Genomic DNA, 22,695 nt, shown 5'->3' on the forward strand with positions numbered 1-22,695 from the left:
ATAGTTATGAAAACAACATTCAAAGAAGAAGAGAAAAATTTCGTGATGTACTTCGAAGGTCGTTTGGATACGGCTGCATCAGCAGAGGTTGAAAAGAGCATGGCTCCACTTTACGAATGCTCTGGTCACGATATCATTCTTGATTGCACAGCACTCGAGTATATCTCATCAAGTGGTCTGCGCCTGTTCCTTGGTCTGCTTAAGGCCGCAAAGCCCAAAGGCAGCCATGTTTATCTGCGCAACATGAACGAGGATCTGCGCCAGGTGTTTGCCATGACTGGTTTTATTAATCTTTTTGAGTTTATCTAATGCGCCTGTCGCCACATTGCGAAGCGTTGCTGCAGGAGTTCATCGACCTGCGGCCACAACTGATACAGCTTGACAACAAGGTTTTCGAGCTGTTACAGACCACCATGCAGCAGCAGGGCATCGAACTTAACAGCATCGAGCACCGCATCAAGGGTGTTGAGTCGTTGGCTGGTAAGTTAGAGCGCAAAGGCGAGAAATATCACTCGCTAAGCGACATTACCGACCTGATTGGCCTGCGCATTGTTACCTTCTATACCGATGATGTGGATAAGGTAGCAGCCATTGTCAGTCAGTTGTTCGATATCGACTGGAGCAACTCTGTTGATAAGCGCAAGCTGCACGATTTCAACAGCTTTGGCTATAACTCGCTGCACTACATCTGCCAGCTGCACGAGGGTAGCATTCCCTTCGAGATACAGATACGTACAGCACTGCAGCACACGTGGTCGGCCATCGAGCACGACATCGGCTACAAGGGTGCCGTTAAACTGCCCCCACAGTATCGCCGACAGTTCAGTCGCCTGGCCGGTATGTTAGAGTTGGCCGACGATGAGTTCAGCCGTCTGCGCACCACTATGACCGAATACCGCCGACAGATACAAACGCTGGTAAAATCAGGCAACCTAAGCGAGGTAACACTCTCTACCGACTCGTTCCGCAGCTATCTTGAATTGCACCCATTCGAGCGTCTTAACCAGCGTATTGCTGCTGTTAACCAGGCCGAGCTGTTCCCCGCCTCGCTGATGCCTTTCCTGCGCGTTCTGGAGCATTTTGGCATGGAATCGTTAGGCGATGTACAAGCTATGGTCGACGATTTGAGCGACACAGCCTATCAGCTGGCCCTGTCGCAGTTGGCTGTTACCGACCTTGATATCCTGTCTGAGTCGGTTGGTCTGCAGAACCTGTGCGTGGTTTACGCCTTGAAGCATGGCGGCGGTCGCGATGATGTGAAGATGATTTACGACACCCTGTACGGTGCCAACGAGAGTAACGCTATACTGGCCGATGCCATGATACGCCAATACAAGGCTATCGGACAAAAGCAGTAACACTCATACACATATTATAAAAAATGAAAGAGAAACTAACAATTGTAAAAGTAGGTGGCGCCGTGGTCGAAGACGAGGCCCAACTCAGTCAGCTGCTCAAGGATTTCAGTGCCATCGAGGGCAACAAAGTGCTCATTCATGGCGGTGGCCGTCGTGCCACTCAGGTAGCAGCAAGCCTGGGCATCGAGTCGAAGATGGTTGGCGGACGCCGCATTACTGATGCCGACATGCTAAGCGTGGTAGCCATGGTTTACGGCGGCCTGGTTAACAAGAACCTGGTGGCCCGCCTGCAGGCTAATGGTGTAAACGCCTTGGGCCTTACTGGTGCCGATATGGATGTGATTCGCAGCCATAAGCGCCCCATTAAGGATGGTGTGGATTTTGGTTTTGTGGGCGATGTTGATCGTGCCGACGGTGAGATGCTGAGCCGACTGATTAAGGCAGGCATCACCCCCGTGATGGCCCCACTCACCCACGATGGTCAGGGACACATCCTGAACACCAATGCCGACACCATTGCCAGCGAAACAGCCAAAGCTTTAGCTCCCTATTACGATGTAACGCTCATCTACAGTTTCGAGAAGAAAGGCGTACTGCGCAATCCCGACGACGACGATTCGGTTATCCCCACCATCACCCGCGCCGATTTCGAGCAGTACAAGGCCGATGGCACCATCAGTGGTGGCATGCTGCCTAAGATCGAAAACGCCCTGAGCGCCATCGATGCTGGCGTTAGTCGGGTTATCATTACCCTGGCCACTGCCATCGATGGAGAGAGCGGCACAAAAATTTTCTAATTTTTTTTGTTTTACTTGTAACTTTTGCCCCAGGTTATTCGTCATATAATAAGAGAGGATGAAAAAGATAAGTTTTAAAACTGACATCTTGCCGCTGAAGAACGAGCTCTACAGGCTTGCCCTCCGCATCACCCTCAACCCTGCAGAGGCAGAGGATGTAGTACAGGACACGATGATAAAGGTGTGGAATCGCCGCGAGGCATGGGACGACATCGAATCGATTGAAGCCTTTTGCCTTACCATCTGCCGCAACCTGGCACTCGACAGAATGCGACACTTGGAAAACCAGAACCAGAGTCTGGAAGAAGGCGACCACGACAAAGCCGACCAGAGCTACGCCTCGAACCCTGAAGAGCAGGCTATGCAGCGCGATCGCATCGAGCTGATACGCCAACTTATTAATGAACTGCCTGAGAAACAGCGAAGCGCTATGCAGTTGCGCGAATTCGAAGGCAAGAGTTATAAAGAAATAGCGTCGATTATGGCTGTCAGCGAAGAGCAGGTAAAGGTAAACATCTTCCGCGCTCGCCAAGCCATCCGACAAAAATATATTGAAACCGAGAAATATGGATTATAAGTATATCGAACAGTTACTGGAGCGCTACTGGCAGTGTGAAACCACACTACAGGAAGAGTCAATTCTGCGCACATTCTTCAGTCAGGAGGATGTACCAGCCAGTCTGATGCAGTACAAAGCGCTGTTTACTCTCGAGCAGGAGAAGCCTGAACTGGGCGATGACTTTGATGCCCGAATACTCGAAATGGTAGGCGAGAACACCGAAGCGCCAAAGGCCAAGATGGTAACTCTTACCACACGCCTCATGCCGCTTTTCCGTGCTGCAGCCGTGGTAGCCATCATCCTTACACTGGGTAACGCCGCACAGGCCCCTTGGGACCGCGGATGGGACGACCCGAAGGATGCATATGCTAAGTTCCACCAGCAGCATCAAGCCGACTCCGTTAACACCCTCGGCACTATGCAGGCCGAGAATATGGCCGACACCACTAAGGTAAGTGCCACGGATACGCCCGCCTTATACGAATAAGATATTTTTTTCTATGCTTTCTTTATAAATAAAACAAGTAAAACAATTAAGACGCCGAAAGCTGTGAAGCTCCGGTTTGTTTCTCTCAAATTTTCAGGAAATACTAACGCTGAAGTTAAAGGCTGCACAAACGTGCAGCCTTCTTCAATGTTATATGGTTTAAGCTCTCTTCATTCTCAGTTTAAGCTGGTAGATAGCTGGTATCAGTATGCACAGCGAGAAGAGCACAGCCAGCAGCACGCGCTGTTCGCCAAACACCTGCGCCATCGTTGGGTCGCCTGTACCATAGGCTGCCATCGATACGTTATACATGGCATAAGCCACCGAGTTGTTCACCCAATGCACTACAATACCAGGTACAATACTACCTGTGCGGTAATACATCCAACCTAACAGCAAGCCAGCTAAGAAAGCATGGGGCATCTGTGCAGGGTTAAAATGCGACAGACCGAACAATGCTGCCGATATGGCTATGCACAACCAGTGATTCTGGTTCCACTTAAGCAAGGCACGCAAGATAGCACCACGAAACACAACTTCCTCAACCAGTGGTGCCAACAGTCCCACTACCACATAACCTAAGCGACTACCCATCAGTTCTTCCAATCCCTCCTGCATCAAATTTGGCAGTTCGGGCATCACTTCTTGCAGCCACATAGATGGAACGATACACCCCACCGACGCCATTGCTGCCCAGAACAGCACCATCCAAGGGCGCGTACGTATCCAATTTCTGCTAACCACAGCCCACTTGGTTGCTAAAAACAGTATCAGTCCCAGCACGTTAAATGCTATCAGCGTGCCAATCATAAACTCAGTACCCATAACGCCGCTATTCCCTAATAACCGGTTCCAAACCAGCTGGGTAACTATCGACACCACTACCTGAAGGGCAGCAAACAGCACGGTATAAATAATCGCATTCTTCATATCCTTATTTACTTTATTATCTTTTCAAATATATCTCTAATTAATACCTCGTCTTTCTCTATCTGACGTTTTAACTCGTCAGCCGACGAAAAGTGTTGCTCCAAGCGCACAAGTTTTACAAAACTGATGGCAACTTGCTTGCCATACAGGTCACCCTTAAAATCAAGAATATTCACCTCAAGAGTGCGCTGCTTCCCATCAAAAGTAGGACGTTTGCCTATGTTCATCATCGCCTGCATAGGTTCGCTCCCATCAATACTGGCCAACACAGCATAAACACCGTCGGCAGGTATCAGCTTTTCTGCATTGTCAGACATTACATTAGCCGTAGGATAGCCTAACCCTGTACCGATATGTTCACCTGTCACCACCCGACCAGTAAGCGTATAATAGTAATTAAGCATCTGCGAGGCTTCAAACACCTTGCCCTCTTCGGTTATCAGATGTCTTATCAGCGACGAGCTTACAGGCACATCAAACCCATCAGGGCATACCTCCATAGCCTTAAATACGTGTATATTAAGCGCTTTACCATATTCCACATAGTCGCCGAATGTTTCCATGCGACCACGACCAAACTGGTTATCGTAGCCTATACACAGCGCTTTTACATTCAGGCGCTCGTGCAGTATCTGAGCCATAAACTCACGCGCTGTGAGCTGTGCTATCTGCATATCAAAAGGCAGCACCACCAAGTAGTCGATGCCAAGTTCGCCAAGCAACTGTATTTTCTCGTCGAGTGTGGTAATCAGCTGCGCCTGGAAACCAGGCACAAACAGCTGTTGTGGCAACTTATCGAAGGTGATTACCATTGATTTGTAGCCATGCTGCTGTGCTTCGTCCATCATCTGCTTGATAACCTGGCGATGCCCAGCATGAACGCCATCAAACACGCCTATCGTAGCAGCGCACTCGGGCACTATCATCGTATCTTTTATATCGTAGAATATCTCCATATTAGGCTGCAAAGGTACTCAAAAATCCGCAATTTACCCCTGCCAATCAATCATTTTTAGTTATTTTCTCTTAATAATTTGGATATTTAAAGAAATTGCCGTACCTTTGCACTCGCTTTTCAAAGCAAAGGCATCGGACTTGTAGCTCAGTTGGTTAGAGCAACAGACTCATAATCTGGAGGTCCCTGGTTCAAGCCCAGGCTGGTCCACCCCTGAAAATCAGAGAGTTACGAGAATTTCGTGACTCTCTTTTTCTTTCATGGTGACCTTCAGGTGACCTTTTCAAGTCCAAACTGGGTCGTTTCAGCAATCTGAAATGAATGAAAATTTCGTGAATTCTCATGAAATATTAATCACAATTAAATATGCTGACCATGATCATGAAACCAGGCATTGTCAAGCCATGATTTATCCTTTTTGTTCCTACGAGACTTCTTTTTATGCTTTGGCTTCTTATCATGATCATCAAAGAGCGCGACAATAATCATCATTAAAATAATAAATGTCATAAGTTTATTTTTTATTTGTTACTAATTCTTTCAACCATTATTCGCATTCATCATCAATTATTATCCAGTGTTTAATCTCATCGTCTATCATTTTACGTAATTCATCGATAAAAGCATTTACCGATGCGGTTCTATTATTTATCTTATCCATTCCCTCCACCAGCCTTTCCCAAAAAGACACATTGATATAGGTATCGCAATTATTAATACGGATAGTTACGAACCCATGTTTTGCAAAAACCTCATCGCGTAACATGTCTTTTTGTAAACGCCTACGATGGTATTCACCATCAATTTCAACACAAATCTTCTCCTCTCTGAAGAATAAATCTGGGAAGAAAGCTGTCTTGCAATCCTTAAAAGCAATAGGAGGATTGCGTTCCACCCTTGCTTTCATACTATCAGGCAGGAGTTTATATGCGGCCCGCTCACTCTTTGTTCGGCAGACTTTCTGTTTCTTTTCATGCATTTTATCGCATGCAGTCAAATTTCTGTATATACTTTCCATCGCTCAAAAACTAAAATTTATCCCCCACCCGCCACAGGGGGTAAAGGGCATCTAACCAAAATTTCGTTGCAGAAAGGACGAGGAAAGACAGGCTTTAGCGCAAGACTTTGATCGAAAATACTACCCGCAGGTGTGGAGATTTTCGAAGCAAACCACAGGCTTGGCCTTGCACATAAGACGGTCGCTCGTACCTTTGCATAGAAATTTAGGTCAGATGACATTTGCCCTGCATGAGTTGGGATCAACTCTCCCTTCTATCAAGTTCGATACAACCGTATCGCTAATATATAATAATGTATATATGGACATAGCAGTCCATTGCTGGCTACCCGCTATGGAACGCTATTTATTCGACTATCAAGGATATAGCCATCAAAAAAGAGTGCCATTCTTCATTAGAAAGACACTCTATAAAAATACCCAGGAATAACCTGCCCTACTATAAACCTGACATCAGTACTTCCATGGCCAGTTCCTCTGCCTGGAATACTTCAAGGCCACTAAGTCGGTTATTCTCATACTCTTGGCCAGCCAAATCGGCACGGTCATTGATAAATTCGGCATCATTGGCCCTTGGATCATCGTTATCAACAAGATACTTTTTCAGATAAAGTGCATAATAGTTGAAATCTACTTTTGCCATATAAACCTCTTTCTTCACGTGTTAATAATCAATCCAAGCCTTCTGTATGACTTCTTCCCTCTTCACGTAGAAGGTGGTTCAGATAGTTCCCTGCAGACTCTTCGTTCTCAGGAACAGCACGTCGAGCGCAGTACTCCTTGAAATCATGCGTTGTCTCTTCGGATTGATGTGTTACATAATCAAAGCCAGATATCTTTCCGTCATACAACATCCGAGCGAGTTCGCTTGGATTGTAAAATCTGTTTTCGAGTGTCATTTTTTCCATTGTTATAAAGCTTATGTTAATTAGTTACTTTGAATATCGAATGTCACGAGCTTCCCAACAAATCGTCAGAACATTGAGGTTGTAGCCCTTCTTCATACACGATAGTATCCCAGCGATCGCCCAGTATTGTTCTTCCTCCCTTTGCGAAAGCACCCAATCCCAAGCGTTCGTGCCGTTCTCTAACTTCGTCTGCTGAAGTAGCTGCTTCTGCTCTTCTGTGATGGTATGCTCTTTCTCCATGTTGCAAATATACAAAGATTTATGGAGATAGGTACAATAATTCTGTTAACGTTAACAAAATAATCAAAGATAATCATTTGACTATAAAATTTGGTCGTTTCAGAACATTTGCGTACCTTTGCACCCGAAGCATCAAGAGCAGTGCCTGAAAGGTAACTCGCCAACCGAGCTTTAGCTTAGCCACGGTGGTCAGTACGATGCGGAAGATTAGTATTCACTTCAAAAACAAAAAGTTATGCAACAGCACATTTATTACACGAAGTATGCCCTGCAGTTCGCAGACATGCAGATTCCAGAGTTAGTTAACGAGTTCAATGCATCGGTACAAAGCCGTGCATGGTCAAGTATGCGAGTCTATCACGACAAGGCACTTATTGATGAATTTAAGAATCGCGGCATCGATGTGTCTAACGTTTATGATGGTAAAGCCATCAGCTTCGCTCATCCCGTTAAGTACGATTTTGCGGATAATCGACTGGCCACCATCTGCTGAAGGTTATCCCTATATAAAAACTCCACCCTTGCCGTCTGCTCTTGGCATGAGTGGAGTAACTCGATAATCTTAATAGCTAATTATTTATTTTTCCCCAATATATTTCTTACAATCATTTCCATATAACGTTCGCCTTCTTCATGTTGGAAATAGATATGGTGCTCATTCATCTCTAAAATAGAACCTCCCCAATGCTCCAAAGCAACTGCCTGAGTAGGCGTGATGATGTAACCATCAAGAGAGATATCATCGTCATTGAGTTTCTGTTCGATTTCTGTTTTCAGTTTGTTGAAGAAGTCAATCTTGGCACTCTTGTAACCCTTTTCATGCAACATTCCATGAGGCTCAATGAAGGTGACATATTGGTGCTCACCATCAATAATCCAAAGGATGAAGTCTGGATAGAAATAGAGCGAATCGAAGAAACCAATCCCTTTCTTGCTTCGATTACGAAGCAGATACATCGACTTTCCATTTAGCAGTCCGTCATCGTTCTGGATAAACTTCAAAAGCGAATCGATAAAGTCTTTTTCACTCTGAACCAGAGCGGCAGGCTTTACTACTACAAGTGGACCTTTTTCCGCATCTTCATATTCATCGCCCTTCAAATAAATGAGCGGTTGATATAGATGCTGTTCCAGGAAAAGCGCCTTGAATGGATTTGTACGGTCAAATGCATATGGCTGTTCCTGATACTCTTTCACCAGATCCATAATATTCCCTTCTTCCTTAGCATTATCGAGCATTACTTTAAGGGCTTTGAGCTTACCCACAATCTCTTCTTTACTCTTATCTACAAGAATATTATAAACAGAGATGAAGTTCTCATCGCCAGGAGTTAACCACGTTGTTTCCAAATTCTCAGCTTCCCATTCGTGCCTACAATGATTATAGAAAGCATCCACGTATAGTTTCAGGAGCTTTATGGCCAGCGATTGCCATAAGCTCACAGAGGTCATGAAGTCAAGTGGATGCATATCATCTTCTAAGATATACAAGGTATACCACCTGGTGTCACAGAATAAGTCTTTCAACGATTGTCGTGTGAAGGAAAGGTTCGACCATTTTCGTGACCGTTTATACTGCTCCAACTCGAAATACACCTCATCCCAATTGATATAGGGCCAATAGGCGTTTTCCAGCACCTCCTTATGATAATCATGAGTCACATTGGCTCCTACTTCTTGACTGGGCAATCGTTGTAAGCGAGGGTAATAGTTGAGCGTTACTTTCAACTTCTCCTCGGCTTTTAGTTCAATATGGGGATAGTCGGTCTTAAAGTCTTTTCCGTCTTTTACCTTAATATATTTCAACTTTGTTTTTTCCAAATCGACCGTAGGGAAAATAGGCAACTCTATAGGTTCCATCTCAGGGCCCTTGTTGATGCCCTCGCTCTCCAGATAGTCGCGGAACTTCTGCATATAGTCAGCACGAACACCGAAGATATTAAGCGTTTCGAGCAGGTTGATGAAGGCAGGAAGCTTGGGATGCTCATACCCTTCCAATTTATTACTTCGTTTCAGACTGAATCCATATCCTTTCAAACGGACACCACGACCAAAGAGCTGAATAATCTGACTTCCCTCACCACGACCTATGTTCATAAGTCCCATCGTCGATACGCGCCACGAGTTCCATCCCTCGGTAAATTTCTTAGAGCCTATAAGTATATTGACGCTGCTGTTTTTCTCGTTGATAGTAGCAAAGGGTGACTTGTTGGTGAAGTCCACATCGGTACACATAAAGAGTGCATTACCTTCAGCATCCTTCTCCTCACGAATCTTCTTCATCAATCCATCGGAATCGCCAACGTTTATGACACCGAAGTATGCTCCGTTGCCTATACGAAGTCCTATCTCGCCTTCTTTACCTTTCAAATTATCCACATAGATATTCGCTCCCAGCGTAGGTGCTTTGAACAAGCGCTGAAGCATATCACCATAAATGGACTGGGCTTCGAGATTCGAGGCTCGCAAATAACGGAATGAATCCTCAAATATCTCTCGATTCTCTTCATCGCGCAGCCCTGCTTGGCCTGTCATCAGAAGGCGTATGTCCTCGACAGCAGCATTGTGGTTGGAAATGAAATAGTAGAAGAAACGCAGGATAGATATTACATCACTCACACTTTCCTTATAAGAAGCGCTCGATTTGTTGTTAGATTTTAGTACCGTTGTTCCTACGAATATAGCCAACGGCTTCTCTACATTGAAGGGGCGCATTTGGTCAGCTTCTTCTTCATAAAGACGCATCTGCTCATAGAAACTCAGCAGACAAGCCGTGAGATAGCGGTCAAGCTGACCGGAAGACTGTAGCGACTCGGTAAGATTAAGAATATTGTAGTCTTTGCCGTAGCCATCTTCATAGAAATGTTTATAGCTATAGTCAAAGATAGTTGCTTTTCCGTATTCGTTCAGAAGTTGCTTTTTTTTCTGTGGATCACTTCCTGCTGATACACTTTGACCGAAAGTGGCACTATACTCGAAGGTAAACCCTCCGTCGGCAAGTGTGTTTCGATAGTCCTTCCATGAGTCACCCGATGAACCGCGATGTCCTTCATCGACGATAATGAGATTGTTGCCCTCAAAAGCGTGTGGGTCAACGCGCGTTACATTGTTCTTCTCTTTGTCGTCACTAAGCTTGGTTATTTCCATCACTTCTACATGAGAGCCTTTGTAGAGATGGTTTGTGACATCCTTGTTGAAGCCCACTGCATCAATACCGCTCATAGCCAGTTCTTCCAGGTGTTGGTTGGAAAGTCCCTCGTTTGGAGTAAGAAGAATAATGCGGTTTAACCGTCCCTGTCGTTTGTCACTACGCTCATAATACCACAGATATTGCAGGATATTCACATGCATGAGTAATGTTTTGCCACTGCCTGTAGCATTCCAGTAGGCCAGTTTGTTCAGTTCTTTCTCTGTAAATGGTTCCAGTCCGTTATAGTTTTTCGGATTGGAGTTAAAGCAGGTATGATGATCCCGGTCGCCAAATAGGAACAGGTTAAGGTCAGTGAGCAGTTGCTCCCTACCGTTGAAATAGCGATCAAGGTAAACTTCTGTGAAAAGCAGGGATAGATATTGGAAGTATTTCCATTGAATTGCCTCCTTGCGCAGTTTGTTGATGCGCTCAGTATGCCGGAATATATGTTCATCGTATTCTTCCAGTTTCTCAACTATTGGGCTGTTACGGAAATATTGCTTCAGTACCAGCGAATAGCGAGAATGGTTCTCTTCATCCCATCCTTCAAGAACGGGTGCCTTTAGCATCTCGCTCATGCGCTCAATGTCGGCATCTGGTCCCAATAAGCTGAACATATATTGGTTCAGCACCAATGAGTGGCGGAGTTTGGCCAGTTTTGTTCTTATTCTCTCAGGCATATTTTATTCCTCCTCAAACATTTTGTGCTTGAACGTTTCTTCCGTAAGGCTCACCTTCCAAATGTCAGCGTCAGTGCGAAGGTTATCCAGGTTGTTGTCACCATTCACATATATACGGTCAAAAGACTTGTCCTCCATTCCGGCAAAAAGAGTATTCAACTTTTCGCTATCCACCTCGGCTACATTGCGCCAAATGATGAGGGTGCGCTCTCCATCGCGGGTTGTACCCTTCACGATGCAGAGGTTTTCGTCAGGCCATTCTTCATGTTCTACATAGAGGCCAATCAGATAGTTGAAGGTTTCTACCAAGTCAACAGTCTGCTCGCTGGTCTCATTGCGGCGTGTAATTTGCATCTTATAGTCAAATGGTCTGTCAAATTTCTCTATTGAGAAGAGCGAGTCGCGAGTCTCGAAGTCGAGCATATAGCCAAGATAACTCTCAGAATAGGTCCCGAACAAGCCACCGTTATTGCTCTTAACAACGAGGTTGTTCAGCGTGTCCTCGTATTGTTCCAGTGTGATATACTTGAAGCAGTGGCTAACACCCGTTTCTCGGCTACGGGGCTTACCCTTGCTCCAGTCTTTAGAATAGACCACTTTCTCTATTCTTGGCTTGGTAATGGTATCGAAGTAGTTCTCTTGTTCTATGAGAATGTATTTTCTGTCACCTCCATTACGATTGAAATTTATTACAGCATGTCCCGTTGTTGCACTTCCTCCGAAATAGTCAAGCACAAGATCGTTTTCTCCAAAGCCCATCACATTGAGACATTCCTCTACTGCATAGATGGACTTGGGGTAGGAAAATGATTCTTGCTTGCCAAAGAGTTTTTTCAGGAGGTCGGTTCCATGCTCGGTAGCAGAATATTTGGAATCTTCCCAGAAAGTCGTGGGCTGAACACCTTCGTTCTTGCGACGGCGACGATAAATGAAGTACAGACCATTGGATTGCTTCTCGGCCTTAAATTCATCAACTTCCTCTATGGTCCTATCTTTACCAAAGTACCAACATCCCTCAGTTTTGCCATCATCCTTAATGGGGTATACAGCAACTTCACCAGATTTAGTTTCTTCGAGAATGTCATAAACCTCCCTTTCTTCATCATATTCCATTTCAGGAACTCGCATTTTGCCTGTCTCAGGATTCAGATAAATAGGGAAATACATAGTCGGACGGTTGCCTCTGAAAGAATTAGAGCCAGCCTTACGTAGGAGCTCCCACATAAATTTGCCCTTTTCATCTTCTTCATTATAACGCTTCATTTGTTCATCAGAGTGTTCCAAACGTGCAATAGATGTATCTGGACTCTTCTTGTCAAAAAGAGCATACTCATGAGAGATGGCAAAGCCTTTGGGGATAGGACGCCCAGACGGCTTGATGCGTATGCTTACCGAATAAGGTTGCTCGCCATAGATGCTTGTAAGAAGCATTTTCAGTTTGCTTTCCTCCACGTCGTCGATAGTGGTACATTGAATGCCATCTTCGCTAAGTATTTCCTTACCAAGAAGAACGCGGTCGTTCAGTAACGAAAGCCACGAAGCATCACGATAGGAATTCTTATAAAGTATCTCACTGGCCGATGTGTTGTATGGTGGATCTGCGTAGATGCATTTGGCCTTATTCTGGAATTTGTTGCGAATGAGGTTCAGAGCCTGGAAATTGTCGCTATGTATAAGCAGTCCGTTGGTCTGCTCGTCCAGTTTCTTAATGCTTGATATGAGACGATGCTTAAAGTTTGTATCAAAGAAGCGTGTATCAAGTACCAAATATTGGTTGTCCTCTAAGAACTTCATGGTTAGGGGTTCACTGTAAGCTTCTGTAAACATGTCTTTGCTCTTGATGTCATCAATAGCAAAGAGACGAACCCATTCCTGACGTTGTGCATCATTTGCGAGGATTTCCGGGTATAGATCACGCGATACACGATCAAGTGTAATGCAATAGTTACTCTCAGTTACAAACTTCTTTTTCAGCCAAAGCTTTCTTTGAAAATTCTCTATACCGGCAAGAAAGTCGATGATGCTATAGCCGACATGCTTCACCGCCTTTACAAGAGTCAGATATCTGCGTATTCTGTTCTCGTCAGAGTCGATATCATCAATATGTAGGATTTCATTCTTGATGTAGAAATCCAGTTCTTTTTTAAGGAATGCACGCAGATTCTTATGAATGAAGAAATCACAAGTATTACGAGCGACGAATGATTTGAGGTGCTTATCTAAGCAGGAGGGCGAATCATCCACGCCTAACACCGCATGAGAAAGCAAGGATGAGAAAGCGGAAAAATCTTTTGCTATTCTCTCTGTTATCTTGGAGGAAGCATCGGCGATAAGTTTTTTCTGCAAGTCTTTTTCTTTCTTCATCAGTTCGTAGGTAAACTGAATAGTCAGTACATCACCTTCGGCATATACATAATCTGCCCCCTCGTTTTCTGCAAGGGCAAAACAACGCACTGCATTCTTGTCTACCTTAACGCTATTTACTTCATCTTGAACGGCATTCACCACTCTGAACACCACTTTTTTGTCTCCATCAAGTTTGAAAGAGTAATTTTTTAAATATGCACTCGATTTGATGTAGTACTGGTCATTATTAGCCCAATACATCATAACTTCTTCACCCCCATAAGGGATTGCATACTTGCTATCATCGTGGATGCTGCTGTACCTGCGTTTGCTAATAAAGTCGCCTTCATCATAATAGCGACTGAAGAACTTTGTCAGGTGGTCATAAACCATATTCTCCAAATCGTCTGTTGGAGTGAGTCCCTTTAATTCCTCAGCTAAAGCTTTCACCTTGGGGACGCTCATGAGGTCTTTCATTGAGAACCCCATTTCCTGGGCATCCTGTTTAGCTATCCTCAACTGCTCTTCCAGCAACTGTCGCTTTCCTTCTTCATTCTTGCTTATTTCTTCCAGCACGCTCTTCTGCAGATCTACTTTCAGATATTTTTCTATATCCTCCTGTTTCTGATGCATCACTTTATAGATACCGAAGTCCAAATCGGCAGCATCGTCTATCATAAACATCTCACGAAGAACCTTCACGAATTTCTCAAATTGCTCTGTCATAACTATGTAACAACTGGGTATATCTTTGCTTGTCTTTTTGGCTACAAAATTACAAATTATGTTTGTAAATTGACTGTCTAATGTTAAAAACTTGCTGAAAATTATGGATGATTAAGACAAAAAGCACATAAAATCATTGATATTTTGGAATTCAACAAAACAAATAACTTACTGACAAATCAGCATTTGAAGTTGCACCATAAAACCAATTGTAAAGGTTTCATAGAATTGATAGATAATATTAGACTCAAAGTAGAAAAAAGGGTGAAGGTAGACGAATATCAATCGAACACTTATATATTCCCCGACTGTGATTGTTACATAACCGCAGTCGGGGTACTTCTATGATAGCCATCCTTTATTAAAAAGGAATAGGGTTAAGATGGAAAATAAGACAAACGCTCCTGAAACGATCCTTGTTATCCTCCATATGAAATGATTATTCCAATATCCATAGTTAACTATGCAGATGGCCACAGCAAAGCCAAACAAGGCAAGGAGTAACAGTATTAGGCAATAGTAGGCTGGGGCTGGAATTGAAATGTAATCTATTCTTCTCTGAGCTTTCGCAATGACAGGTTCGACTTCTTCTCGAAATGCATCAGCAGCTTCCTTTCCAGTGAGCTTACCTATAGTTATTATCTCGTTCTTCGTTTCCTCAGACAGGTCAATCTTAGTTGCCTGATTAAATATCTCGGCAACCTGTTGAATCTTTGCCAGACTACTTTCAAGTAATGCCGCAGTATCAGACATGGTTTTCGCGCCATCTCTGATAGTTTGGGCATCAATCTCCATCTGCTGTTCTGGCGAATAATCGTCAAGCATCCCTCTAAGATCATCAGTTGTTATCTTATCATTATTCATAATACATTATCATCTACTTAAGCCAAATGTTTTTTTCTTCACACCCAACTTGGACTTGGCCATTTGAGCACAACACCGGGCGAAATCAAGTTCATTTTCATCTTTTTTGTCTCTCCAACCTGTGTTGTTGGTTGGACCACCTCCGGCAGAGACATTGCCATCAGGCGCAAGTAAAGCAGCAAAGTATGCACACGCGAGGTTGATCAGCGGTTTCCAGTTATCCACCTCTCGATAATCGAAGATATCATCGAAAAGATTAAGGACTTCCGTAGGCAGATATCGCTTATAGACAGAACCTTCTATATCAATGTCAACTGGGCTCCGGTCAGGCGTCCATGTGGTATAATCTACATTAAAAGATGAGTTCTGTTCTCTGTAATCATCTCTCTTTGCTCTATCATTACGCTTGTCTTCCTCTATCACCTTTGGTTTAGGAGTAACAGGTATTACTGTAGGAGTGTCGTTGACCTTATGGAAAGAACGTGATGTTGAAGAACGAGTTTCTTCTTGTTTGGCGACAGACGCAGAGTGAAGTTTCCACCAGGTAGCTGCGAGTTTAGAACAGGTAAGCGAGCGATTCTTGCCCAGTTCAGATGCTTTATACTTTGCCTTGCCACAGATGATAGCATAGCCTTTGACATTACCTTGGCTGTCTGTCCTTGCTTTAACTTTGAGGTTTGCACCTTCGGCATGTTCGATACGGGTGACATAGTCTTCCCATGACCATTTCGGCATGTCTTTCAAAACATTCATACAAACAGAAGCTATATGTTCAGCATTAGAAGCACGAACATCCATCGCAGTATTCCAGCCTCTCTTAATAGCTACCGCTTCAGCTGCTCGCTGTGCGCGGAGATGAATCTCGTGGTCATTGTTTACATTACCATCTTCATCTACGCGACAGACACCACCATGCAGATGAGGTATCTCACCCTTGGATTCTCGATGTAGGTAAACAACGCTCTTACTTCCGGCAAGGTTGGTTGGCTTAGACTTTACCTTGTCACTATTATCTTTGATTGTTTGTTTGTCGAATTCCTCAACAAAATCCAGCCACAACTGTTTCCAATCTTCGATAGTGAAATGCTCCGTATGTTCCTTAGCAGGGCTTAGTTCTACTTGAATAAGGGTATTTTTAAGTTTGTCATGACCAGCCAACGAAGCCTGCATAGATTCCCATACCCCCATCGCATCCAGCCCCAGTGGAAGATGCTGGGTGCAAATTAAGTCAATCTTCTCTGGGTGTTTCTTGTTCTCAGATTCCCCCATGATGTAACGAAGATTGTTTATTCCGTGGGATATTGCTTTTGCTTTTCCTATCATGAAATAACCTCCTTTTCTGTATTGTTCGTTGTTCGTGGACGAAGCATTTTCTTGTTCCTAATGTCACGGATAAACTCACTTACAGCATCGGAAATTGGTTTTACCTCGCTGTACCATTTCTCCATCAGCTGACGGTTGCGGAAAAGTTTGCGTTTTTCCTCAGAGGTCAGACCATTGATGGCGTTTATGAAGTTGGCGATGTCTGAACGAGTCTGAGCCAACTTAGTGATGAGATCTTTCTCATCAGTAGCCATGCGTGCTATTGGCTCATAACCTAATGCACGCGAACGAACATATTCACTCACCGTCATTCCACACTTCTTGGCTGTCGTGTAGATTTCATGATTCTCACGTGGATTCACCTTAAAATGGACCACTTCACTTCGTTTGTCCTTTGGGTCTAAAGCCTTGCGAGTTTTTTTTTCCTTATTCCAGTTGTTCATATCAATTACTTTAATTTTTATACCTTATTAATATATATAGTGCGAGTCAAGGAGCACTATCCTTCCCTGCGACCTTTTGGGAGTCAAGCGAGAGTGCCAAGTAGACAGCCCCTTTAGGGCTGGTGCTACCTTGGCATATCTCGCTCTGTAAAAAACGTTCTAACTCTGCCAGAGGCATCATAGTACCAAGTTGGCTGAACATGAAATAACACGTGAAGACAATGACTACTAATCATGTTACAGAATTTTCTTTGAATCATTGCTATTCTCCTTTCACTCCACCGCATTCGTCAGTGTATAGTGATCCGCGATATGGATTGACGATTACTGTATCGCCAAATCGCCATTTTCTTATACAAGGAAATGTAAGGGTTGAAGCGACAGTTGACTTCTCCACTTTTATAAGTCCCACCTGCTCCATCTCGTCGAGTATGCGTCGGATAACCTTGCGACCAATCCTCCACTCAGCCTGAAGCTGTAACTCTGAATACTGAGCCTGCCCAGCATTAAGCGACAGAGGCCTACGAAATCCGTTGCCAGTTGTGGGAGTCAACTGCATACGCGAAAGCAGATCACAAAATAGAGTACGATTACCAACAATAAAACCATCACTTGTGTTCGTTGTTCCTACGAGCCATTCACCAGCCTGCCCTGACAGGTGTATGATGAGTTCATCATACCCTGTCAGTGTGCGGAACTGATAGCGTTCCTTGTTCGATGCCATTACATTATTCATGCTATAACACTATTTAGTAACACTATTTCCTGCCACAGACGTTAATATCGACTGCCCAGTTCGAGTGCCCACAATCTTCTCCAAGCCTGCCCGTGCCTCTTCAACGTGAGCGGTGTTAAATGCAAATTCCGTCAGATCTACAAAGATAGCAAGCAGCTGTAGCTCGTTGCAATAATCTTCCATACGCTTGCACAACTGCAAAGCCCGATGACTACGGTGAATTTCCACCTCCCAAGAGTCACTCTGCCCTTTATTCATGCCGCTATTCATATAGCGATTAAGAGCAAGTTGTTCATCACTTGTAAGGGTTGTGATATCAACCTTACCATCAGCCATGGCTATCGCTATTCTCAGTGCATCGGCCTCGTATGGACCGAGATTCTGTAGAAACCTGCGAATGACCTTGGCTTCCATGTCACTAAGGGTTTTTGATACCTTACCTGTTGACTCCTTCCTTGTGGAGTCTGCGACAGCGACAACCTTGTTGTCCTGACGATTGTAAATGTTCTCTTGTGCCATAAAAATAATTACTTAAATATTTTGTTTACCTAAAAACTCGGAAGTTCGACTAAACTCAGACAGATAATCCTCGGGAGTCTTACCATAACGCCTTCTGAAACAATATTCTGCATTACCAATAATATCCTTAGGCCACCCCATTGGATTCTCTATAATACGAATAGCACTTTTTTTTGCTGTTTCAATTTCTCTTTGAGAAGTAATTCCTTTCCCCAAAAGTGTTATACGATCGTATAGTCGATAACGTAGATAGACTTTTGGGTAGTGCCGGAGAAGAATAGTGGAGAAAAGCTCAAAATAGTCTCCTTCAAGGGCCATAGACTCTTCACGAGTAACATATAGCATCAGTTCACACTGTTCTTCATTATAAAAAGCTGGACCAAGATGCGAAAACATTTCTTTTCCTTTTTTATCTGGACATGCTGCTATTAAATCTGCACAACAATCTTTCCAACGAGACTTTAATCGCTGTTGATACTCATCCTGTTCACTTTTTCGTCCATCTTCTTGTTTACGTTCAATTTGCTGGTAGAGAATTATTAAATCTTTCCAAAACTGACGTAGAGAACTGGTAATGGAAAGGATGTAACTCGTCTCCCCATAGAAAACCCCGTACTTGCCACTAAGGAAACTGCTCTCGAATAACATGAACTCAGTTAGCTTCATCCCTGGATAATTGCTTACTATGATACCTGCTAAGAAATCAATCTGAGAATTGGAGATTCTTTTTTCATCCACAAGGAGCCTTACAAAAAGATTCTTCAAATGAACGTACAGCCACTTCACGCTTGCATTTTCGCCAAAAGTTTTGTTTAGCAGAGCAAATGAAGGCACGTCTGCAGTAAGGGGAGTACAAGGATCTGAGGTCACAAGCATAATATCTGAAAATGAGAGCATTTTAACCACTCCATCAAGACTACCATACTTTTTCCGGTACTTTGCCACGTACTTCAACTCCTCCTGTGACATCAATGCTGTTGTAATGGTCGACACTTCGTCGGATTTCTGCATCAATGCGTTGCTGAGCTGTAAATTGTCTGTCTGTTCCATCTGATTTATTTATTTTGTTTAATTTTTCCTCCTGGATAATCATCCAATTCACGAAATGTTTTTTGGCATCCCCAAGATGCAGGTGATGCTTACTGCCTATCTTCTGTTCGCCAGCGAAACGCTCCAAATACTCGTTAAGGAGCTTATCACTGCAATTTAGGAACTTGAAGCGCACGAAAACCTGCTCCTTCCACGAGGGATTTTTAAGCATCATCTCAACCTCTTCGTCAACATCGTCGTACGCCATCAGGTCCTCCTGAGACCAATGCCTACTACCATTATCAGCTTCGCGTGGGCGAATTACCACACTCCCAGAGTGTGTTTCTTTCTTATCGCACTCTTCATCCCCATCACAATCTTTATCCTTATCGTAATCTTTATCCTTATCTGCTTTTGTTTGGGTTTTGTTTGGGTTTGGAGTAGATTTCTTTGCCGCATTCTTGTTGCCAAGCATAGAAGGTTTCTTTGTGCCACGTGGGCAGCCACCCTTTTTCCCATTTACGTAACACATCCACTCTTTGTCGATGATAGGTTTAATTAACTCCCATGCGATAGAGCAGGTAACGGAAGAAAAAGAAGGGGCTTGTTGATCGAGCGAGTATCTTATAATCGCCATTAATAACTCAAATCTTTCTCCCATGTCAGGAAGCATATCAACTGCTGTAAGGAAAGATCGGTAAAATATACATGTATCTCTTTGCATATACCTTACTTATTTTTATCATTAAAATTAGCAAGTTGTCCTGATTCTATTAACTGGTTTACATCCTGTTTGGCATAAAGTTTTCTTCTGCCAACCTTTACACTATTCAAAACACCAGCCTTCTCTAAACGCCACAGAGTGGTTAACGAGATGTGTCCATATTCACACAGCTCGTCGCGCTCATAAAAGCCATGTTCAACGGGCTTTTCAAGTTTGCCGATATTCCTCTCGTCGAAACATCGGCATAGAGTCTCATAGATCATCTCTGCTAACTGACTCTCTTTTAATACTATTAAATTTTCCATATACCAATTGTATTTTAGTTTACTGATATTTCTTGAATTTTTCTGCAAATTTCGGCATTTCAGCTGGTATATTGAGGTGTGGAGGTGTGGTTTTTGATTTGTGTCGTAACCACCTAACAATGAACAACATAACAAAAATCCACACCCTTTTGAGGTGTGGAAAAAGTGTGGTGTGGAGTGTGGTTTTTTACTTTTTGAAATTTAGGGAAGGGAAATTTTTTGTAAAATCATCTGTTGGCATTCGCTTAGTGATGCGAGCAGACGTGATATCAAGATCTTTGCAAACAGCAGTCAACCACCCCTTTTCATAATAATCTTTTAATTTCCTTATGACATATAGAACTTTGATTCTATTGCCATTAACGTACATTGGGGAAAAAACTGCATGTGTAACATCTTGAATAAACTTATTCTCGTCAGCATGAGTAACAACTTTTTTTTCACGAAGATAACTATATAATCGGTGTAAATCTGGCCCATCATTTCTTATTGACTGATAACTGGGCATTGTTGAGTAATCACTGGGGGAATCTGGATTTGAAACAACATTATCTTCAGGTAAGCTGTTCTCGTCGTCTATAGGAACTTTCTTCTTTTTATGGGGGCTGTCATTCATGGAAAGAGTTAAGTCTCTTTCTGCAATATAAAATAGAATGCCCTCACGTTGTCCGAGGTTTATTGTGTATTTGCGAAACTTATCATTACTCCAGCTACCACTATTCAAATCCTCTACAAGCTTAAACTTGTCTGCCAGGATCAAATAATCCTGATGTTCAAGAGGATGCCGCAAATCATTTCTACGACAAGCATTGTATGTTTCAGTAAATCCGTTGACATACCAACGGCTAATTTGGGACTTGTACAGATTAGCTTCTTTTTTTGAAATCTCCCTGTATTTGAGTTCTATGTTTTGAAGTAATTCCATGATATTTTCTCTAACCATCGCTTGTACAGGTGTTTTTTGTTTTTCAGAGACAAATAGAGAATATCCCTCAACTTTCTTTGAGCTAAAATCCTGATAGTCGCCCTTGAACAAGGGTTTCAACCACTCATCGATAAAATTATATGCTTCCATAATAATTACATCCTCTTCTGTTAAATGGTTACATACTTCTGAGTGGGACTATTTGGCGACTCTGGCTCTGTCATACGAAGCGTCTTGTTTAGAAGTGGGTCTATATACTTCTTCTTTACCTTATATCTATCCTTCAGTCCCAGATGCTTGCAGATTTCAGACAATGACTTTGGCTCTACACAAAAAGCAAGAATCATCTGTTCTTTACTTACTGCTACTCCCTGCTTACTTACTGCTTTTTCTCCTTTACTTACTGCCAAATCTGCGTTACTCCCTGCTTCTGAGGCAGTAAGTGGACGGTTTATACGTACTGTAAACTGGTTTCCTTCCTTGCTATCAATAAACTCCACGTGGCTGTCTTCGGCCAATACGCGTGGTATGCCTGAACCTAAACCACGGTAAGGCATCGTCTTGGAACAGAAGTTGGCCATCAATGGGTTACGGGCATATGAGTTGCCCACTTTTACCTCGTCTATCGTATGGCCACCCATCACACAGCCGGGATTCACTATCTCTACTCTATCATCGAACACCATCAGACGGATAGCAGCTGTTTTAAGCAGGTCAATATGTACCAGAGCGTTCTGAAGCAGCTCTTCCAGCACAGTTTCAGGAATCTCCAGCTGTCCGATAGAGTTAAACGACTGTCCGTTCTGTGTTCGGCGAAGGCATGACTTCAACCACATCATTGCTTGCTCGAACATTTCAGGAATGGTACCTTCTATATCGCGACTGTCACGGTATTCTGTTCCTGCGATGCTGTTTCCATAAAACCAGACGGCCTTTATAACAAACATTGGCTTGAACTGTTGCGGGCGTTGGCCGAAAAACAGCAGTCCCGCTGTGGTAAGCCTTCCTTCCGAATCCGTGATATGAAGATTGTGCAGCAACTGGTCTTGCGGCACGTCAAACTCTGTCATGGGCTTGCCATATACATTTTGGAAAAAGCGGTCAAGTGCCAGCGTGTCAATGTCTCTCACCGATGAATCTTTCACACTGGCTTCGTCAGCGTGATACTCGCCAGAGTCTTGAAAGAGGCTTAACAGTTCGCTGTTCTCAGTCACCCGACGTTTGTCGGCTCCTTGCTTCACCCAAATGTGACCAGCCAAGTCTTTGTAGGGTTTGTTACGCCCTCTTTGCACAGTAGCCACCAGAATCATTTTCCCATCCACATCCACCACGTCTGTCTGGATGTAGATGGTTGGGCGTACCTGTTCGTTGGCGGTATTGCCCAGTTCGCGGCTTATCTGTTGGATAGCATCGTAGTCGAGACCAAGAATCTCGCCAGTCTTGTCTTTCACTCCAAACAACAATTCTCCACCTTCACTGTTGGCAAAGGCCACCATTTCTGCAGCAATCTCCTTCTGTGTGGAAAACTGTTGCTTAAACTGTACTTGGCTTGTCTCGCCACAGCGTATCTTATTCTTCAGCTCGTCTTTATTCATACCTTATTATATTATAGGCTCCATTTGACTTTTCTGTT

General features: G+C 43.6%; 24 protein-coding genes, 1 tRNA gene and 1 riboswitch. Of the genes, 7 read left to right on the forward strand and 18 right to left on the reverse strand.

From position 1 onward, the window contains the following. Positions 1-6: 6 nt before the first annotated feature. From BLR73_RS06850 to BLR73_RS06870, 5 genes are read left to right on the forward strand one after another with little or no spacing between them, the layout of a single operon-like run. Positions 7-309 carry an STAS domain-containing protein gene (locus BLR73_RS06850; protein ID WP_013063616.1) on the forward strand — a complete coding sequence of 101 codons (303 nt, stop codon included), beginning with the start codon at positions 7-9 and terminating at the stop codon, positions 307-309. Continuing rightward, positions 309-1,358 (forward strand): GTP pyrophosphokinase, encoded by a 1,050-nt coding sequence (locus BLR73_RS06855; protein ID WP_052173505.1) that lies wholly within the window; start codon positions 309-311, stop codon positions 1,356-1,358. The genes BLR73_RS06850 and BLR73_RS06855 overlap by 1 nt, the downstream gene beginning before the upstream one ends. 23 nt (positions 1,359-1,381) lie before the next feature. Continuing rightward, the gene (gene argB, locus BLR73_RS06860) at positions 1,382-2,155 is read left to right on the forward strand and encodes an acetylglutamate kinase (protein WP_091860475.1); all 774 of its coding nucleotides are present in this window, start codon (positions 1,382-1,384) and stop codon (positions 2,153-2,155) included. 58 nt (positions 2,156-2,213) lie between these two features. Beyond that, positions 2,214-2,732, forward strand: a complete 519-nt coding sequence (locus BLR73_RS06865) for an RNA polymerase sigma factor (protein ID WP_013065037.1) — start codon at positions 2,214-2,216, stop codon at positions 2,730-2,732. Then, the gene (locus BLR73_RS06870) at positions 2,722-3,201 is read left to right on the forward strand and encodes a hypothetical protein (protein WP_041386297.1); all 480 of its coding nucleotides are present in this window, start codon (positions 2,722-2,724) and stop codon (positions 3,199-3,201) included. The genes BLR73_RS06865 and BLR73_RS06870 overlap by 11 nt, the downstream gene beginning before the upstream one ends. A 159-nt stretch (positions 3,202-3,360) precedes the next feature. On the opposite strand, the gene BLR73_RS06875 is transcribed toward BLR73_RS06870, so the two are convergent. Beyond that, a complete protein-coding gene (locus BLR73_RS06875; protein ID WP_091860477.1) occupies positions 3,361-4,131 on the reverse strand; it encodes a CPBP family intramembrane glutamic endopeptidase in 771 nt (256 codons plus the stop codon). Positions 4,132-4,139: 8 nt separating this feature from the next. Beyond that, positions 4,140-5,087, reverse strand: a complete 948-nt coding sequence (locus tag BLR73_RS06880; RefSeq protein WP_091860480.1) for a bifunctional riboflavin kinase/FAD synthetase — start codon at positions 5,085-5,087, stop codon at positions 4,140-4,142. Between the two features lie 135 nt (positions 5,088-5,222). Between BLR73_RS06880 and BLR73_RS06885 the strand changes: the two genes are divergently transcribed. After that, positions 5,223-5,296, forward strand: a tRNA-Ile gene (locus tag BLR73_RS06885). 337 nt (positions 5,297-5,633) lie between these two features. Here the strand turns inward: BLR73_RS06885 and BLR73_RS06890 are convergent. The 4 genes from BLR73_RS06890 to BLR73_RS06910 all read right to left on the reverse strand — a co-directional run bounded on the left by BLR73_RS06890 (position 5,634) and on the right by BLR73_RS06910 (position 7,252). After that, positions 5,634-6,104, reverse strand: coding sequence for a DUF559 domain-containing protein (locus tag BLR73_RS06890; RefSeq protein ID WP_091860483.1), 471 nt, complete (start codon positions 6,102-6,104; stop codon positions 5,634-5,636). A 439-nt stretch (positions 6,105-6,543) separates the two neighbouring features. After that, complete coding sequence (locus BLR73_RS06900; RefSeq protein WP_036915338.1) at positions 6,544-6,747, reverse strand: DUF1896 family protein; 204 nt, start codon at positions 6,745-6,747, stop codon at positions 6,544-6,546. Between the two features lie 28 nt (positions 6,748-6,775). Then, entirely contained in the window at positions 6,776-7,012 is a 237-nt protein-coding gene (locus BLR73_RS06905) for a hypothetical protein (protein WP_091860491.1), read from the reverse strand. Between the two features lie 24 nt (positions 7,013-7,036). Continuing rightward, positions 7,037-7,252 carry a hypothetical protein gene (locus BLR73_RS06910; RefSeq protein WP_091860493.1) on the reverse strand — a complete coding sequence of 72 codons (216 nt, stop codon included), beginning with the start codon at positions 7,250-7,252 and terminating at the stop codon, positions 7,037-7,039. 124 nt (positions 7,253-7,376) lie between these two features. Beyond that, positions 7,377-7,489, forward strand: a riboswitch (SAM-I-IV-variant riboswitch). Between BLR73_RS06910 and BLR73_RS06915 the strand changes: the two genes are divergently transcribed. Beyond that, positions 7,488-7,745 carry a hypothetical protein gene (locus BLR73_RS06915; RefSeq protein ID WP_091860496.1) on the forward strand — a complete coding sequence of 86 codons (258 nt, stop codon included), beginning with the start codon at positions 7,488-7,490 and terminating at the stop codon, positions 7,743-7,745. (Overlaps the previous riboswitch by 2 nt.) Before the next feature lie 80 nt (positions 7,746-7,825). Here BLR73_RS06915 and BLR73_RS06920 read toward each other — a convergent pair whose 3' ends face one another. From BLR73_RS06920 to BLR73_RS06975, 12 genes are all read right to left on the reverse strand, one after another. After that, the gene (locus BLR73_RS06920; RefSeq protein WP_091860499.1) at positions 7,826-11,122 is read right to left on the reverse strand and encodes a DEAD/DEAH box helicase family protein; all 3,297 of its coding nucleotides are present in this window, start codon (positions 11,120-11,122) and stop codon (positions 7,826-7,828) included. A 3-nt stretch (positions 11,123-11,125) separates the two neighbouring features. Continuing rightward, positions 11,126-14,194 carry a site-specific DNA-methyltransferase gene (locus BLR73_RS06925; RefSeq protein WP_091860501.1) on the reverse strand — a complete coding sequence of 1,023 codons (3,069 nt, stop codon included), beginning with the start codon at positions 14,192-14,194 and terminating at the stop codon, positions 11,126-11,128. Between the two features lie 342 nt (positions 14,195-14,536). After that, positions 14,537-15,058, reverse strand: a complete 522-nt coding sequence (locus tag BLR73_RS06930) for a hypothetical protein (RefSeq protein WP_091860504.1) — start codon at positions 15,056-15,058, stop codon at positions 14,537-14,539. Between the two features lie 9 nt (positions 15,059-15,067). Further along, on the reverse strand, positions 15,068-16,381 hold the full coding sequence (locus BLR73_RS06935; protein ID WP_091860507.1) for a hypothetical protein: 1,314 nt from the start codon (positions 16,379-16,381) through the stop codon (positions 15,068-15,070). Continuing rightward, positions 16,378-16,824 (reverse strand): plasmid mobilization protein, encoded by a 447-nt coding sequence (locus BLR73_RS06940; RefSeq protein ID WP_051522967.1) that lies wholly within the window; start codon positions 16,822-16,824, stop codon positions 16,378-16,380. Before BLR73_RS06940 ends, BLR73_RS06935 begins: the two co-directional genes overlap by 4 nt. Positions 16,825-17,086: 262 nt before the next feature. Next, entirely contained in the window at positions 17,087-17,560 is a 474-nt protein-coding gene (locus BLR73_RS06945; RefSeq protein ID WP_091860509.1) for a hypothetical protein, read from the reverse strand. A gap of 9 nt (positions 17,561-17,569) precedes the next feature. Beyond that, a complete protein-coding gene (locus BLR73_RS06950; protein WP_143010899.1) occupies positions 17,570-17,974 on the reverse strand; it encodes a hypothetical protein in 405 nt (134 codons plus the stop codon). A gap of 117 nt (positions 17,975-18,091) precedes the next feature. After that, on the reverse strand, positions 18,092-19,090 hold the full coding sequence (locus tag BLR73_RS14760) for a DUF6633 family protein (RefSeq protein WP_317041175.1): 999 nt from the start codon (positions 19,088-19,090) through the stop codon (positions 18,092-18,094). Further along, entirely contained in the window at positions 18,996-19,832 is an 837-nt protein-coding gene (locus BLR73_RS14590; protein WP_143010901.1) for a DUF6291 domain-containing protein, read from the reverse strand. Before BLR73_RS14590 ends, BLR73_RS14760 begins: the two co-directional genes overlap by 95 nt. A gap of 5 nt (positions 19,833-19,837) precedes the next feature. Further along, positions 19,838-20,137: a helix-turn-helix domain-containing protein gene (locus BLR73_RS06965; protein ID WP_028902846.1), complete on the reverse strand. Its 300-nt coding sequence runs from the start codon at positions 20,135-20,137 to the stop codon at positions 19,838-19,840. 187 nt (positions 20,138-20,324) lie between these two features. Next, positions 20,325-21,212, reverse strand: coding sequence for a hypothetical protein (locus tag BLR73_RS06970; protein ID WP_091860518.1), 888 nt, complete (start codon positions 21,210-21,212; stop codon positions 20,325-20,327). Positions 21,213-21,232: 20 nt separating this feature from the next. Next, positions 21,233-22,657: an RNA-binding domain-containing protein gene (locus BLR73_RS06975; RefSeq protein WP_091860521.1), complete on the reverse strand. Its 1,425-nt coding sequence runs from the start codon at positions 22,655-22,657 to the stop codon at positions 21,233-21,235. Positions 22,658-22,695: the final 38 nt, after the last annotated feature.

The sequence above is a fragment of the Prevotella sp. khp1 genome (genome assembly GCF_900102205.1).
GTDB lineage: Bacteria > Bacteroidota > Bacteroidia > Bacteroidales > Bacteroidaceae > Prevotella > Prevotella ruminicola.

Bases quoted from the DNA above. Each gene is read 5' to 3' on its own strand.
- BLR73_RS06870 (WP_041386297.1), top strand. From the start codon at position 2,722: ATGGATTATAAGTATATCGAACAGTTACTGGAGCGCTACTGGCAGTGT.
- BLR73_RS06850 (WP_013063616.1), top strand. From the start codon at position 7: ATGAAAACAACATTCAAAGAAGAAGAGAAAAATTTCGTGATGTACTTC.
- BLR73_RS06975 (WP_091860521.1), bottom strand. From the start codon at position 22,657: ATGAATAAAGACGAGCTGAAGAATAAGATACGCTGTGGCGAGACAAGC.
- BLR73_RS06970 (WP_091860518.1), bottom strand. From the start codon at position 21,212: ATGGAAGCATATAATTTTATCGATGAGTGGTTGAAACCCTTGTTCAAG.
- BLR73_RS06925 (WP_091860501.1), bottom strand. From the start codon at position 14,194: ATGACAGAGCAATTTGAGAAATTCGTGAAGGTTCTTCGTGAGATGTTT.
- BLR73_RS06940 (WP_051522967.1), bottom strand. From the start codon at position 16,824: ATGAACAACTGGAATAAGGAAAAAAAAACTCGCAAGGCTTTAGACCCA.
- BLR73_RS06905 (WP_091860491.1), bottom strand. From the start codon at position 7,012: ATGGAAAAAATGACACTCGAAAACAGATTTTACAATCCAAGCGAACTC.
- BLR73_RS06930 (WP_091860504.1), bottom strand. From the start codon at position 15,058: ATGAATAATGATAAGATAACAACTGATGATCTTAGAGGGATGCTTGAC.
- BLR73_RS06875 (WP_091860477.1), bottom strand. From the start codon at position 4,131: ATGAAGAATGCGATTATTTATACCGTGCTGTTTGCTGCCCTTCAGGTA.
- BLR73_RS06855 (WP_052173505.1), top strand. From the start codon at position 309: ATGCGCCTGTCGCCACATTGCGAAGCGTTGCTGCAGGAGTTCATCGAC.
- BLR73_RS06910 (WP_091860493.1), bottom strand. From the start codon at position 7,252: ATGGAGAAAGAGCATACCATCACAGAAGAGCAGAAGCAGCTACTTCAG.
- BLR73_RS06920 (WP_091860499.1), bottom strand. From the start codon at position 11,122: ATGCCTGAGAGAATAAGAACAAAACTGGCCAAACTCCGCCACTCATTG.
- BLR73_RS14590 (WP_143010901.1), bottom strand. From the start codon at position 19,832: ATGCAAAGAGATACATGTATATTTTACCGATCTTTCCTTACAGCAGTT.
- BLR73_RS06935 (WP_091860507.1), bottom strand. From the start codon at position 16,381: ATGATAGGAAAAGCAAAAGCAATATCCCACGGAATAAACAATCTTCGT.
- BLR73_RS14760 (WP_317041175.1), bottom strand. From the start codon at position 19,090: ATGCAGAAATCCGACGAAGTGTCGACCATTACAACAGCATTGATGTCA.
- BLR73_RS06965 (WP_028902846.1), bottom strand. From the start codon at position 20,137: ATGGAAAATTTAATAGTATTAAAAGAGAGTCAGTTAGCAGAGATGATC.
- BLR73_RS06900 (WP_036915338.1), bottom strand. From the start codon at position 6,747: ATGGCAAAAGTAGATTTCAACTATTATGCACTTTATCTGAAAAAGTAT.
- BLR73_RS06890 (WP_091860483.1), bottom strand. From the start codon at position 6,104: ATGGAAAGTATATACAGAAATTTGACTGCATGCGATAAAATGCATGAA.
- BLR73_RS06865 (WP_013065037.1), top strand. From the start codon at position 2,214: ATGAAAAAGATAAGTTTTAAAACTGACATCTTGCCGCTGAAGAACGAG.
- argB (WP_091860475.1), top strand. From the start codon at position 1,382: ATGAAAGAGAAACTAACAATTGTAAAAGTAGGTGGCGCCGTGGTCGAA.
- BLR73_RS06945 (WP_091860509.1), bottom strand. From the start codon at position 17,560: ATGAATAATGTAATGGCATCGAACAAGGAACGCTATCAGTTCCGCACA.
- BLR73_RS06880 (WP_091860480.1), bottom strand. From the start codon at position 5,087: ATGGAGATATTCTACGATATAAAAGATACGATGATAGTGCCCGAGTGC.
- BLR73_RS06915 (WP_091860496.1), top strand. From the start codon at position 7,488: ATGCAACAGCACATTTATTACACGAAGTATGCCCTGCAGTTCGCAGAC.
- BLR73_RS06950 (WP_143010899.1), bottom strand. From the start codon at position 17,974: ATGGAAGCCAAGGTCATTCGCAGGTTTCTACAGAATCTCGGTCCATAC.